This is a genomic window from Streptomyces sp. NPDC005070 (assembly GCF_053600395.1).
Genome location: NZ_JBSFZS010000008.1, coordinates 62,702 through 75,803, shown reverse-complemented (window position 1 = coordinate 75,803; position 13,102 = coordinate 62,702). Strand labels below are relative to the sequence as shown.

The 13,102-nt window shown below is 73.4% G+C and carries 13 protein-coding genes; 7 read left to right on the top strand and 6 right to left on the bottom strand.

Annotated elements, in window-relative coordinates:
- Positions 1–127 precede the first annotated feature (127 nt).
- The gene (locus tag ACWEBX_RS05010; protein WP_451883507.1) at positions 128–832 is read right to left on the bottom strand and encodes a GntR family transcriptional regulator; all 705 of its coding nucleotides are present in this window, start codon (positions 830–832) and stop codon (positions 128–130) included.
- Between the two features lie 181 nt (positions 833–1,013).
- On the opposite strand from ACWEBX_RS05010, the gene ACWEBX_RS05005 reads away from it, so the two are divergent.
- The 5 genes from ACWEBX_RS05005 (at position 1,014) to ACWEBX_RS04985 (ending at position 5,536) form a co-directional block, all read left to right on the top strand.
- Positions 1,014–2,333 carry an MFS transporter gene (locus tag ACWEBX_RS05005; RefSeq protein ID WP_451883506.1) on the top strand — a complete coding sequence of 440 codons (1,320 nt, stop codon included), beginning with the start codon at positions 1,014–1,016 and terminating at the stop codon, positions 2,331–2,333.
- Between the two features lie 56 nt (positions 2,334–2,389).
- Positions 2,390–3,184: a putative hydro-lyase gene (locus tag ACWEBX_RS05000; protein WP_451883532.1), complete on the top strand. Its 795-nt coding sequence runs from the start codon at positions 2,390–2,392 to the stop codon at positions 3,182–3,184.
- Between the two features lie 29 nt (positions 3,185–3,213).
- On the top strand, positions 3,214–3,972 hold the full coding sequence (locus ACWEBX_RS04995) for a LamB/YcsF family protein (RefSeq protein WP_451883505.1): 759 nt from the start codon (positions 3,214–3,216) through the stop codon (positions 3,970–3,972).
- An 80-nt stretch (positions 3,973–4,052) separates the two neighbouring features.
- Entirely contained in the window at positions 4,053–4,670 is a 618-nt protein-coding gene (locus ACWEBX_RS04990; RefSeq protein ID WP_451883531.1) for a 5-oxoprolinase subunit B family protein, read from the top strand.
- Positions 4,667–5,536, top strand: a complete 870-nt coding sequence (locus ACWEBX_RS04985) for a 5-oxoprolinase subunit C family protein (protein ID WP_451883504.1) — start codon at positions 4,667–4,669, stop codon at positions 5,534–5,536. The genes ACWEBX_RS04990 and ACWEBX_RS04985 overlap by 4 nt, the downstream gene beginning before the upstream one ends.
- A gap of 20 nt (positions 5,537–5,556) precedes the next feature.
- Here ACWEBX_RS04985 and ACWEBX_RS04980 read toward each other — a convergent pair whose 3' ends face one another.
- The 5 genes from ACWEBX_RS04980 to ACWEBX_RS04960 all read right to left on the bottom strand — a co-directional run bounded on the left by ACWEBX_RS04980 (position 5,557) and on the right by ACWEBX_RS04960 (position 10,973).
- Positions 5,557–6,411: an SGNH/GDSL hydrolase family protein gene (locus ACWEBX_RS04980; protein WP_355769133.1), complete on the bottom strand. Its 855-nt coding sequence runs from the start codon at positions 6,409–6,411 to the stop codon at positions 5,557–5,559.
- Positions 6,408–7,562: a glycosyltransferase gene (locus ACWEBX_RS04975; protein WP_451883503.1), complete on the bottom strand. Its 1,155-nt coding sequence runs from the start codon at positions 7,560–7,562 to the stop codon at positions 6,408–6,410. The genes ACWEBX_RS04980 and ACWEBX_RS04975 overlap by 4 nt, the downstream gene beginning before the upstream one ends.
- Positions 7,559–8,722, bottom strand: a complete 1,164-nt coding sequence (locus tag ACWEBX_RS04970) for a glycosyltransferase family 4 protein (protein WP_451883502.1) — start codon at positions 8,720–8,722, stop codon at positions 7,559–7,561. Before ACWEBX_RS04970 ends, ACWEBX_RS04975 begins: the two co-directional genes overlap by 4 nt.
- 139 nt (positions 8,723–8,861) lie before the next feature.
- Entirely contained in the window at positions 8,862–10,280 is a 1,419-nt protein-coding gene (locus tag ACWEBX_RS04965) for a HEAT repeat domain-containing protein (protein WP_451883501.1), read from the bottom strand.
- A 300-nt stretch (positions 10,281–10,580) separates the two neighbouring features.
- Positions 10,581–10,973 (bottom strand): ankyrin repeat domain-containing protein, encoded by a 393-nt coding sequence (locus ACWEBX_RS04960; protein WP_361688267.1) that lies wholly within the window; start codon positions 10,971–10,973, stop codon positions 10,581–10,583.
- A 260-nt stretch (positions 10,974–11,233) separates the two neighbouring features.
- Between ACWEBX_RS04960 and ACWEBX_RS04955 the strand changes: the two genes are divergently transcribed.
- On the top strand, positions 11,234–11,428 hold the full coding sequence (locus ACWEBX_RS04955) for a hypothetical protein (RefSeq protein ID WP_451883500.1): 195 nt from the start codon (positions 11,234–11,236) through the stop codon (positions 11,426–11,428).
- 40 nt (positions 11,429–11,468) lie between these two features.
- Complete coding sequence (locus tag ACWEBX_RS04950; protein WP_451883499.1) at positions 11,469–13,040, top strand: hypothetical protein; 1,572 nt, start codon at positions 11,469–11,471, stop codon at positions 13,038–13,040.
- Positions 13,041–13,102: the final 62 nt, after the last annotated feature.

Below are 13,102 nucleotides of genomic sequence, written 5' to 3'. Positions count from 1 at the left end.
ATCGCGTGCGTCTCGCCACGGGCACGCGGGTCACCCGGACAGCCACAACGTGGCCGAGACGCTGCCCCGGCCCCACGTGGCCGAAGCCACAGCCGCGCCCACCCGGCACGTGCGCCGCCCGAGGTCGTCAGCGCGTGCCCTCTCCCCCGTCGGCGACCCGGCGTGCGTACACCTCGACGAGGCCGGTGAGCGAGTCGTCGAGATAGGCCGCGAGGAGGCGCTCCGCGCCGTCGCGGTCGCCCGCCCGCAGGGTCCGCAGGATCTCGTGGTTGCGCGCGAGGTAGGGCTCGTGGAGCCGCTGGGGGTCGTCCACGACGTGGAACGCGAGACGCAGCTCCGCGAAGACGCTGCGCATCACCTCGTCCGTACGGGCGCTGCCGGCGAGCGCGACCAGTTCGCGGTGGAAGTGGATGTTGGCGGTCGACACCGCTTTCCAGTCACCTTCGCGCGCCCCCCGCTGCCCGTCGGAGACGGCCCTGGCGATCCCCTCCACGGCGTAGGGCGGACGGCCGAGCCCGCGGACCACGGCGCACTCGACGAGGGACCGGGTGCGGTAGATGTCCTCGACGTCCTCGACGGTGAGCACGCGTACGAAGACCCCCCGGTTGAGTTCGTGCACCAGCAGCCGCTCGTGCGTGAGCAGCCGGAACGCCTCGCGCAGCGTGTTGCGCGAGACCCCGAGGGCGCCGCCGATGCTGTCCTCCGACAGTCGCGTCCCGGGTGGGAAGAAGCCCTCGGCGATCCGGCTCCTGAGGATGTCCGAGACCCGCTCGGCGGTGCTGGTACGGCCCAACAGGGCGCGATCGTCGGCCAGTTCCGTCAGCTCTGCCATGCCCGGAATTCAACCGCAGACCGAAGAACGAAACAACACGGGTATTGAGGGATCGTTCAACGATCCTCTACCTTGTCGGGCAGGCGCTCTCCGTGTCACCGCGAACCGCCGAGCGCCCGAAGGCTTCCGCACGGCCCGGCTCAGTCCTCATGCACTCTCCGTCCCTCACTGCGAGGTGCCCATGAGCACGACCCCTCCACCCCAGGCCCTGACCCCCGGCACGCCGTCCGTCACGGGTGAACCCGGTTCCCAGGAAGGCGCGTTCGGCTGGCTGCGCGCCCTCGGCCCGCGGGGCCGGCGCGCGTTCGGCGGCGCGTTCGGCGGCTACGGCCTCGACTCGTACGACTACTTCACCCTGCCGCTGAGCATGGTCGCGCTCGCGGCCTACTTCGGCCTCGACAGCGGTCAGACCGGGCTGTTCACCACGGTCACCCTGGTCGTGTCCGCGGTCGGCGGTGCGGTCGCGGGCGTGGTCGCCGACCGGATCGGACGCGTCAAGGCCCTGATGATCACGGTGATCACCTACGCGGTGTTCACCGTGGCCTGCGGCTTCGCACCCAACTACGAGACGCTGCTGGTGTTCCGCGCACTCCAGGGCCTCGGCTTCGGCGGCGAGTGGGCGGTCGGCGCCGTCCTGGTCGCCGAGTACGCGAGCCCCCGGCACCGGGGGCGCACACTCGGCGCGGTCCAGAGCGCCTGGGCCGTCGGCTGGGGCCTGGCGGTGCTCGTCTACACGCTGGTCTTCCAGTACCTCGACGACGACCTCGCCTGGCGAGTGATGTTCTGGACCGGCGCGCTGCCCGCGCTGCTCGTGGTCTGGGTCAGGCGCCAGGTGCGGGACGCCCCCGAGGCCGCCGCGGTCCGCGAGAGGAGCACGGACAAGGGATCGTTCACCACGATCTTCAGGCCCGGCACGGCCGAGGCCCCGGGGCTGCTGCGCACCACCTTCTTCGCGGTCCTGCTCTCCACCGGTGTCCAGGGCGGCTACTACACGCTGGCCACCTGGGTGCCCACCTATCTGAAGACGGAGCGCGGACTGTCCGTCGTCGGCACCGGCGGCTATCTGACACTCCTGATCACCGGTGCCTTCCTCGGCTACCTCACCGGCGGGCTCCTCACCGACAGGCTGGGCCGCAAGCGCAACATCCTGCTCTTCGCGGTCCTCTCCGCGGCCTGCATCCTCGCCTACGCGAACATCCCGAGCGGCGCCAACACCCTTCTCCTGGTGCTCGGTTTCCCCCTCGGCTTCTGCATGTCGGCGATCTTCAGCGGCTTCGGCTCGTTCCTCAGCGAGCTGTACCCGGTGGCGGTGCGCGGCACGGGACAGGGCTTCGCGTACAACACCGGGCGTGCCGTCGGCGCGGTCTTCCCCACCACCGTCGGCTTCCTGGCCGACAGTTGGGGCGTGGGCGGAGCGCTCGTCTTCGGCGCGATCGGCTACGCGCTCGCCGCGCTCGCCCTGACCGGACTCCCCGAGACGCGCGGCAAGGAGCTCCTGTGAACGACACCGTCCAGGTCCGGCCGCCCGCCCTCCCCGGCGACGGTTCACCGAGCCCGCTGAAGACCCCCGGCCACGCGCGCACGTGGACCCCCGAAAGGGCCCGTCGTCGGTTCCGTTCGGGGCTGTCGGTCCGCACGGCCGGGATCGCCGCCGGCCATGCCCAGGCCAACCTCGTGTCGGTGCCGGCCGACTGGGCGTACGAGATGCTGCTGTTCTGCCAGCGCAACCCGAAGCCGTGCCCGGTCCTCGACGTCACCGACGCCGGTTCCTGGACCACCGTGCTCGCCGCGGGCGCCGATCTGCGCACCGATCTGCCGGGCTACCGGGTGTGGGAGCGCGGCGCGTTGGTGGCCGAGCCCGGGGACGTCGTCCCGTACTGGCGGTCCGATCTGGTGTCGTTCCTGATCGGTTGCAGCTTCACGTTCGAGTGGGCGCTGAGCTCCGCGGGCGTCCCGCTGCGCCACATCGAGCAGGGCCGCAACGTCTCGATGTACGTGACGGCACGTCAGTGCCGTCCGGCGGGACGGCTGCGCGGCCCCATGGTCGTGTCGATGCGTCCCGTGCCGCCCGAGCACGTGAGCACGGCGATCCGGGAGAGCAGCCTGCTCCCGGCGGTGCACGGCAGTCCGGTGCACTGCGGGGATCCGTCGGGGCTCGGCATCGAGGATCTCTCGCGCCCGGACTTCGGCGATCCGGTGATCGCGGCCCCGGACGACATCCCGGTGTTCTGGGCCTGCGGAGTGACGCCCCAGGCGGCCGTGATGGCGTCCCGTCCGCCGTTCGCGATCACCCACGCGCCCGGCCGGATGTTCATCACGGACACGCGTGACGAGCAGTACCGAGTGGCCTGAACGGGCCGGAGGAGGAGGAACGGCAGCCCATGACCCCCATCGATCTCAACGCCGATCTCGGCGAGGGCTTCGGCCGCTGGCGGCTGACCGACGACGAACGGCTGCTGTCCGTCGTGACCAGCGCCAACGTGGCCTGTGGTTTCCACGCCGGGGACGCGCCCACCATGCGGCGGGTGTGCGAGCTGGCGGCCGAGCGGGGCGTACGGATCGGTGCCCAGGTCTCCTACCGTGACCTGGCGGGGTTCGGGCGGCGGCCGATGGACGTGCCGCCCGACGAACTGGCGGCCGAAGTGGCCTACCAGATCGGCGCCCTGGAGGTCTTCGCGCGCGCGGCGGGCTCACGGGTGGCGTACGTGAAGCCGCACGGCGCGCTCTACAACCGGGTCGTGCACGACGAGGAGCAGGCGGCGGCGGTCGTCGACGGCGTCCTGCTCGCGGGCGCGGGTCGGCCGGTACTGGGTCTGCCGTCCTCGCGCTTCCTGAAGATCGCCGAGGGGGCCGGGCTGCCCGTCGTCCCCGAGGCGTTCGCGGACCGCGCGTACACCGAGGAGGGCACTCTGGTGCCCCGCACCCAGGAGGGCGCGGTGATCACGGAGCCCGAGACCGTGGTCGAACGCTCTCTCGGCCTGGCGCTCTCCGGGATGGTCACCTCCCGTTCCGGGGAGCGCGTTCCGGTCCGGGCGCGCTCCCTGTGCCTGCACGGGGACACACCGGGGGCGGTCGATCTGGCCCGCCGGGTACGGGCACGGCTGGAGTCCTCGGGCGTGCGCGTGGAGGCGTTCGCGTGAGCGGCACGACCGCCGACGGCGGTACGGCTCCGGTGCCGGCCGGCGGTAACGGCGAAGGGGGTAACAGCGAAGGAAGCGGTGTGAAGGCCCTGCCCGTCGGCGAGCGGGCGCTCCTGGTGGAGGTCTCCTCGGGGGAGGCCGCCCAGGCGCTGCACGCCGAGCTGGTGCGGCGCCGGGCGGAGGGCTCGCTGTCCGTGCGGGAGATCGTCCCGGCGGCCCGCACGGTGCTCCTGGACGGTCTGGACGACCCCGGCCGGCTGGCGGAACTGCTGCCCGGCTGGGAGATCCCCCCGCTGACCGCGCGCGCGGACGCCGCCGTCGAGATCCCCGTACGGTACGACGGTCCCGACCTGCCGGACGTGGCGGCCCACTGGGGGGTGGGAGTGCGCGAGGTGCCGGAGATCCACGCCGCGGCCGAGTTCCGGGTCGCCTTCTGCGGGTTCGCGCCCGGCTTCGGCTATCTCACGGGACTGCCGGCACGGTACGACGTGCCGCGCCGGGCCACCCCGCGCACGGCGGTGCCCGCGGGCTCCGTGGCGCTGGCGGGCCCGTACACCGGTGTGTACCCGCGCAGTTCGCCGGGTGGCTGGCAGTTGATCGGCACGACGGACGCGATGCTGTGGGACCACGCGCGCGTACCGGCCGCGCTGCTGGCACCCGGCGCGCGGGTGCGCTTCGTACCGGAGAGGTGTTCATGAGCGACCGGGCCCTCGCGGTGGTGCGGGCCGGTGCCCTGACCACCGTCCAGGACCAGGGGCGGCCCGGGCACGCCCATCTCGGCGTACCGCGCTCGGGAGCGCTCGACGCGCCCGCGGCGGCGCTGGCCAACCGGCTCGTCGCCAACCCCGCCGGGGCGGCCGTTCTGGAGACGACCGTCGACGGCTGCGCCCTGCGCCCTCGTTCCACGGTCACGGTGGCCGTGACGGGAGCGCCCTGTCCGGTGCGGGTGGCCGGCCGCCCGGTCGCCTGGGGGGCTCCTGTCCGGGTGCCCGCGGGGGCCCTCGTGGACATCGGTTCCGCGCGCGCGGGCCTGCGGAGTTACGTGGCCGTGTCCGGTGGCGTGGCCGTCGATCCGGTGCTCGGCAGCCGCTCGACCGACCTCCTCTCGGGGCTCGGCCCGCCGCCGCTGACGGACGGCACGGTGCTTCCCCTGGGAAGTCCCGGCACCCTTCACGCGCGCGTGGACGTCGTCCCGCACCGCGCCCCGCCCGCCGAGCTGGTTCTGCGCGTGACCCTCGGCCCGCGCGACGACTGGTTCACCGAGGCGGCCCTGCGGACGCTCACGACCCGCGCCTACCGGGTCTCGTCGGCGAGCAACCGCATCGGCCTGCGCACGGAAGGGCCCTCACTGGAGAGGGCCGTATCCGGCGAACTCCCCAGTGAGGGGCTGGTGCTGGGTGCCGTCCAGGTGCCGCCCGACGGCCGCCCGGTCGTCTTCCTCGCCGACCATCCGACCACCGGGGGGTACCCGGTGGTCGCGGTCGTCCGTCCCGCCGACCTTCCGGCGGCCGCTCAGGCGGTCCCGGGAACCCCGGTGCGTTTCCTGGCCGTACGCCGCCGCTGAGGCCACCGCGCGTGCCGCCCTCAGGCCACGTCCGGCTGTTCCGCGACCGACAGGGCCGCCAGGGCGGACGCGACGGCGTGCGAGGCGCTCAGGTCGAGCCGGGCGCTGGTGCCCCGGGCCCGGTGGCGCACCTCGGACGCGGCGAGAGTGAGCAACTGGGGCAGCAGATCCGTGCAGCGCCTGGCCACCCAGCCGGTTCCCGCCGTGGCCAGCCACAGAAGGCTCGCGGTGCGGGTCGGCGCGGGGAACTCGGCCTCGGCCGACGGGGTGATCCCGTCGGCGACGCCCTCCTCGGCGAGCAGCGCGTGGAAGCGCAGGGCCAGTTGACGGTGTCCCAGCTCCCCCGGGTGCAGCCGGTCGGCGCTCCACACGGCGCGGTCGTGGAGCCAGTCCTCCTCCGCCGCGTGCAGATGCATCGCCCCGTGCCGCTTCGAGAGCGCGTGCACCACCGCGTTGACCGCGTGCTGACGCCGGGCCAGCGGGCGGGCCAGCGCTCCCGGCAGTCCCAGCATCGAGCCGGGGTCCGGGAGGCAGGCCGTCAGCACGACGGTGTCCCGCGCGCGGAACGCCGCGTACACGGTGTCGAGCCGTTCGGCCACCGAGTGGATGTCGAACGTGTACCGCAGGGTGTCGTTGACGCCGATCACGACAGAGACGATGTCGGGCTCCAGGGCGAGCGCCGCCGGGGTCTGCCGTTCGAGGACGTCCCGTGTCTGCGCCCCGCTGACCGCGAGGTTGGTGAACCGCACGGGCGCGTCCCCGGGGGCGAGCCCCGGGGCGAGCAGCTCGGCCCATCCGCGCCACCGGTCCCCGACGGGGTCGCCCACCCCTTCCGTGAGGGAGTCCCCGAGGGCGACGAACCGCACCGGTCTCATGCCACGCCCTCCTGGAGACGCGGCCGGTTCACGGCCACCGCGTCGTGCGCGGCGAGGAAGCCCGTCACGGCGGCGTCCCAGCCGAAGCACTCGGCACGCGCGCGTGCGGCCTGCCTGCGCTCGTTCTCGGCGCGGCCGAGCAGCAGCCCCACCGCGTCCGCGAAGGAGTTCCCGCTGTCGGCGGCGGTGGCTCCGGCGGAGCCGACGATCTCCGGCAGGGCGGAGTGCGCGCTGGCGACGACGGGGGTGCCGCAGGCCATGGCTTCCAGGGCGGCGAGTCCGAAGGTCTCCGCCGGCCCCGGTGCCAGGCACACGTCCGCCGAGGCCTGGAGGGAACCGAGCAGGGCGCGGTCCGCGACGTGCCCGAGGAAGGTGACGGGCAGCCTCCGCTCCCGGGCACGCTGCTCGAGCCGGGCCCTGAGCGGCCCGTCCCCGGCGACGACGAGCACGGCCCGCTCACCGCGCCGCAGCAGCGCCTCCAGCGCGTCGAGCGCCGTGCCGGGGCGCTTCTCGACGGACAGGCGGGAGCACATGACGAGCAGGACCTGGTCCGTGCGCGCGTGGCGGGCGCGCAGTGCCGGGTCGCGCAGGGCGGGGTGCCGGTCCACCAGGTCGACGCCCAGAGGGGCTCGTACGACATTGCGGGCGCCGATCCGCACGAACTCGCGCTCGGCGAACTCGGTGGTGCACACCACGCGCGCGTAGGAGTGCGCCGTACGGACGTTGAGGGCGTCGGCGGTCCGCCGGGCCATAGCCTCGGACAGTCCCCAGGTGCGCAGTACACCGTCGGCGGTCTCGTGGGAGACCATCACGGCGGGCACCCGGGCCCGGCGCGCCCAGACTCCGGTCCAGCGCAGGGTGGTGCGGTCCGAGACCTCCAGGCGGTCCGGGGCGAGCGACTCCAGGAGCCGGGCGAGGCGCCGCTTGTCGGTGAGGACGCGGTAGCCGCCGGTGCCGGGCAGCAGCGGGCCGGGCAGCGTGATCACCCGTCCCTGCTCGGTGTCGTGATCGCTCGCGCGTTCGCCGGGTATGACGAGCACCGGTTCGTGGCCGGCCTCCCGGTACCCGGCGCCCAGCTCCCGCAGGGCGGTACGCAGCCCGCCGGAGGAGGGGGCGACGAAGTTGGCGAGCCGTACGATGCGCAGGCTCATGCCGCCACCAGCTTCCGCGCGGAGAGCACGTCCTCGTAGTGGCCGATGAGCTGGTCGCCGACCGTGGCCCAGGTGCGGCCCTCGACCATGGCGTGGCCGGCGGCGCCGTAGGCCGCCCGCAGCGCTGGGTCGGCCGCGAGGGTGCGCACCGCGTCCCGTACGGCGTCGGCGTCGCGCGGCGGGACCAGCAGCCCGGTGCGTCCGTGGTCGACCAGGTCGAGCGGTCCGCCCGCGGCGGGCGCGACGACGGGCACTCCGCTGGCCATGGCCTCCTGCACGGTCTGGCAGAAGGTCTCGAAGGGGCCGGTGTGCGCGAAGACGTCCAGCGAGGCGAAGATCCGGGCGAGGTCGTCGCCGGTGCGCCGGCCGAGGAAGACCGCGCCGGGGAGCGCCCCGCGCAGGGTGGTCTCGCTGGGTCCGTCGCCCACCACGACGACGCGGACGCCGTCGAGTCCGCAGACGCCGGAGAGCAGTTCGATCTGCTTCTCGGGGGCGAGCCGGCCGACGTAGCCGACGATCACCTCGCCGTTCGGCGCGAGTTCGCGGCGGAGCGCCTCGTCACGGTGACCGGGGCGGAAGCGGACCGTGTCGACACCGCGCGCCCACAGCCGCACCCGGGGCACACCGTGCGCCTCCAGGTCGCGCAGGGCCGCGCTGGAGGGAGCGAGGGTCCGGTCGGCCGCGGCGTGCACCGAGCGGATGCGCCGCCACGCGGTGGCCTCACCCGCGCTGATGTACGTACGGGCGTATCCGGCGAGGTCGGTCTGGTAGACGGCCACGGCGGGGATGCCGAGCCGGGAGGCGGCCGCCATGCCGCGGACGCCGAGGATGAAGGGGCTGGCCAGGTGGACGATGTCGGCGCGGTGTTCGGTGATGGCCGCGGCGACGCGTCGGCTCGGGAGGGCGACGCGCACCTGCGGGTAGCCCGGGAGCGGGATGGAGGGAACGCGGACGACCGGGCACGGCGCGAGGGCGCCGGGCCCGTTCCCGGTGGGGGTGCCTCCCTGGTCGGGGGAGGCCGAGAACTTGGGGGAGGTGGCGGGAGCGACGACAAGGGGAGCGTGACCGCGATCGACGAGGTGCCGGGCGGTCTGGAGCGCGCAGTGGGCCACGCCGTTCACATCGGGGGGAAAGGATTCGGTCACGATGACGACACGCATAGGGGTGTTCTCGCCCCGCTGGACGTGGCCGCGTCAACGTGGATCTATGCGAACGATGAACGTCCCGTGAGCGTTCCGCTCCGCACCCGGGCAGGTCAGCCCCCGTCCACACGCTCCTGACTCCCGGGTCACCGAACGTTCATACGGCCGGCATGTCAGGCCCGATCCTGCTCCGTACGGCTGTCTGGACTTCGGCCTCCTCGGCCGGATCCGCCGCCAGCCGGCGGAGCTGGTCGACCACGCGCGCGTCACCGGTCTCGGCGTGCCGTGCGGCGATCTCCCGGGTGGTCTCCTCGCAGTCCCAGAGGCACTCGACGGCGAAGCCGGCGGGGAAGGAGGGGTCCGTGGCGGCCAGGGCGCGGGCGGCGCGCTGACGCAGGTGCGACGACGCCGTCTCCCGGTAGATGTGCCGCAGCACGGGGGCGGCGCAGGCGATGCCGAGCCGTCCGGTCCCGTCGACGAGGGTCCACAGGGTCGGCGCGTCGGGGCCCTCGCCCCGTACCGCCTCCCGCAGGGCCGCCAGGACGAGATCGCGGTCCTGTGCGCCGCCCCGGCAGGCGAGCACACGGCCCGCCGCGGCGCCGAGGACGTCGGGCCGGTGCGCCCAGCCGCGGGCCCGGTCGACGGCGGCGACGCTCCGCATGCGTTCGAAGGCGTCGACGGCTGCCTCGGCGACAGCCGTGGAACCGTCCGCGGCGGCCGCCTCGATCAGGTCGAGGGCGTCCGGATCGTTGCCGTCGGCGAGATAGCGCAGGGCTGTGCAGCGGGCGCCCTCCACGCCGTGGCGCGCGGCCGCGACGATCTCCGGACGGTCCTCGGGTCCGGCGACGGCGGTCAGGCAGCGGGCCGCGGGGACATGCAGCGCGGCCCCGCGTTCGACGCCCTGCTGGGCCCACGCGAAGACGGCGCCGACGCTCCACCCGGGGCGGGGCCCCGAGGGCCGCATCTGCCGTTGCCAGCGGTCGAAGGACCCGGCCTCCTGGGCGGCGCGCACGCGGGTGGCGACGGACGTACGGGAGTCGTCCGCCCACAGCCGCCAGGGCCGTGGCTCGAAGGCGTCGCGTACGACGGCGGCGAGGGCGGCCTCGCCCTCCGGATCGGCCGGGAACCGGGCGAGCACGGGGGCGGCGAGGGCGCGCAGGCCCGCGTCGTCGTCGCGCAGCGCCAGTTCGTCCAGGGCCCAGTTCCAGTTGGAGCCGACCGCGGCGTACCGGCGCAGCAGGGCGAGCGCGTCGCGCCTGCCGTACGAGGCGAGGTGGCCGAGGACCGCGAGGGCGAGCCCCGTGCGTGACTCGCAGTCGTCCAGGACGTCCTCGGCGTCGAACAGGTGCCGCTCGATCTCGTCGAGCTCACCGTTCAGGTCGAGGTAGAGACGGGCGTAGTACAGGGAGCGGTTCTCCACCTGCCAGTCGTGGCGGGGGTCCCTGAGGACGCAGTGGTTCAGTGCCGCGAGCGCCTCGGCCCGCGGTGCGGTGAGTGCGTGCAGCGTGCCGTCGCCGCGGCCCCTCTGGAGCAGGCCGAGCAGGGTTCCGCTGGGCGCTATGACCGGATCGAACATGGGAAACAGCCTCACATCAAGCGTCGACGCAACCGGGATCCTGCATTACCTGGCCGCGTGACAACACGTCGGGGCGCCCGCCGTCTCTTGCTTGCTGTAGACCATCTTCCTCTGCCTCTCGTCGGTGGCCCATGCGGGCCGAGTCACGGCCCGCGCGGTGCGGCAACTCCTGCCCAGCCATCGCGTCCGTGAATCACGTCGCCATGATGACCCGGCCGTTCTTCCTGCCGCGACCGTATTTCCGGCGGCCCCGTTCCGCCTCCCTTTTTTCCTGCGTTTCGCCTGGTCAGCGCGTTCGATTCATGGCGTGCCGAACAATTCGAGCAGGTCCGTCTTGGCGAACATGCGCGCCGTGTCGACGGCCGAGGGGGTGCCCGCGGCCGGATCGGCGCCGGCGGTCAGGAGGACCCGGATGACGGCTTCCTCGCCCTTGAAGACGGCGCCGGCGAGAGGGGTCTGGCCCCGGTCGTTCACCCGGTCGGCCTCGGCGCCGCGCTCCAGGAGCGCGCGGACCGCGTCGGCGTGGCCGTGGTAGGCGGCGAGCATCACGAGCGAGTCTCCGCGGTCGTTGGTGAGGTCGGCCGGGACACCCGCGTCGACATACGCCACGAGCGTCTCCGTCTCGCCGCGTCGCGCAAGATCGAAGATCTTGGTCGCGAGCTCCACGACCTCGGGGTCGGGGGCTTCGCTCATCGGCCGGACCGCCTCTCCATGCAACCGTTCGGGTGAATCGACAGGGTACTGGCTCCGGCGGCACATGACAGGCATCCTCCACGGCAAAGATCACAAAGTGCGCATCGAGCGCAACGGAGCAGCTCAGGCGGCGCAAGCCGGCTCTGTCACGCGGGTGAAATCAGCCAGTTTTCACCCTGTTGCACCTTTTATAGTATGGATACATGCTGTGATCCTGGGACAACTCATGGTGACCGTCCCCACGATCCAGGAGAGCTCAAATGATTCTGTCCATGTCAGGCGTCGTCCTTCTCGGCATCATCGTCTTCCTGTTCTTCAAGAAGGACGGGCTGAAGGCGTCGCACCTCTTCGTCGCCGCACTCTTCGGCTTCTACCTCGCCAGCACGGCCATCGCGCCGAGCATCAAGGCCGGCGGGGAGAGCCTGGCGGGCCTCCTCGGCGGGATCAAGTTCTGACGACGTCCCCCCACCTCGTACGCACCTCCAGGAGACAGCAGTGGCTCGGCGCCCTCTCCCCCGCATCCTCAGCAACGGCACCGCACAGTTCGCCAAGCGCCGGGAGCTGGCCCGGACGGCAGCCGACAGCGCCACCGACGTCCTCCATCCACTGATCACGGTCACCCGTGGACTGCGCCGGCTGGCAGCCGCCGGACGGCGCAAGTGGGCCGCCACCCCCAAGGACCGGCGCGGACCGCTGCTGTTCCTGGTGGCCTCGGTGGTCCTGATCGTGGCTCTGGTGCCGTACGGACCGCTGCTCGCCGTCATCACCCTGATGGCGGCGGCAGCCTGGACCGGTCGCGAGCGCACCCCACCGCCCGCGACCGGCCCGGACGAGGCGCAGATCGAACGCCTCCAGTGCCTCTACGACGCGCTCGTCCCGTACTTCTCCGCGGCCGACGACCCCGCTCCCCTGTACGCCCACGGCGGCGACTGGGAGAAGGCCTTCACCTCGTACGACTTCGACGACGACGGACGGATCTCCCGTCTGCTCGTCCACTACCCCGCGTACTTCACGGACGGCGAACCGGACTCCCGCGCCCGCATCGAGCAGCTCCTGCACGCCAAGTCGGGCCGCGGCCGTGAGTACCACTTCGACTGGGACGAGGAGGGCAACGAACTCACCGTCACGGTCCTCGCGCCCCTGCCCACCGACATCGCCGCCCAGCGCTTCGTCACCGCGCCCGGCGAGACGGTCCTCGGATTCACCGATCCGGCCGACGTCCAGCGCACGCTCCCCCTCACCCACGGCGCGGAGCAGCGCGACGTTCCGCCGGTCGTCTGGCGTACGGGCGCCCGCTCCACCGAGCCGCACCTGCTGATCACGGGCGAACCGGGCGCCGGCACGACCACCCTCCTGCGCTCCATCGCCCTGCAGGCCCTCCAGCACGGCGATGTCGTCGTCGTCGACGGCGGAGGCACCGGCGAGTACGCGTGTCTGACGGGGCGCGAGGGTGTCCTGGCCGTCGAGTGCTCGACGGGCGGGGCGCTCGCGAGCCTCGAATGGGCGGCGCACGAGACCGAGCGGCGGCTGATCGCCGCGAACCGCGCCCGCCAGGCGGGGCATCCCACCCCCGACGACATCAGGAACCCGCTGTGGATCCTGCTGGACCGGCCCAGCGCGCTCGGCCATCTGGCCGCGGCCGACGGACGCGAGGACCCCCGGACACTGCTCCAGACCCCGCTGCGGCACGGCCGCGCCGCGGGCGTCACGGTCGTGATCGCCGAGCACTTCGAGAACCTCGACTTCATCGGTGACGCGGTGCGGCAGCACATCCGCGCGCGCGTGGTGCTCGGCACCGCCTCGGCCGCCGAGCTGGAAGCGGTCCTGGGGGCGCCCCCGCACACCACGCCGACCCGGGACGTCCCGCCCGGCCGCGGCTACGCCCGCCTGGGCACCGGACCCGTCCTGCGCCTCCAGGTCCCCGCCACGCCGGACCCCTACGACGACGCCACGAGCGAGGCGCAGCGGCAGGCGGTGCTCGACCTGCTGCCGGAACGGACGACGCCCGCGGACGCGGCGGAACAACTGCCCTCCGGGGTCGCGGAAGTCGCGGCAGCGGAGGGATAGGCGAGGGCAGGACGCACCGCCCCCGAGGTCCGCACGGACGCCGGACGGGCCGAAACCCGAGC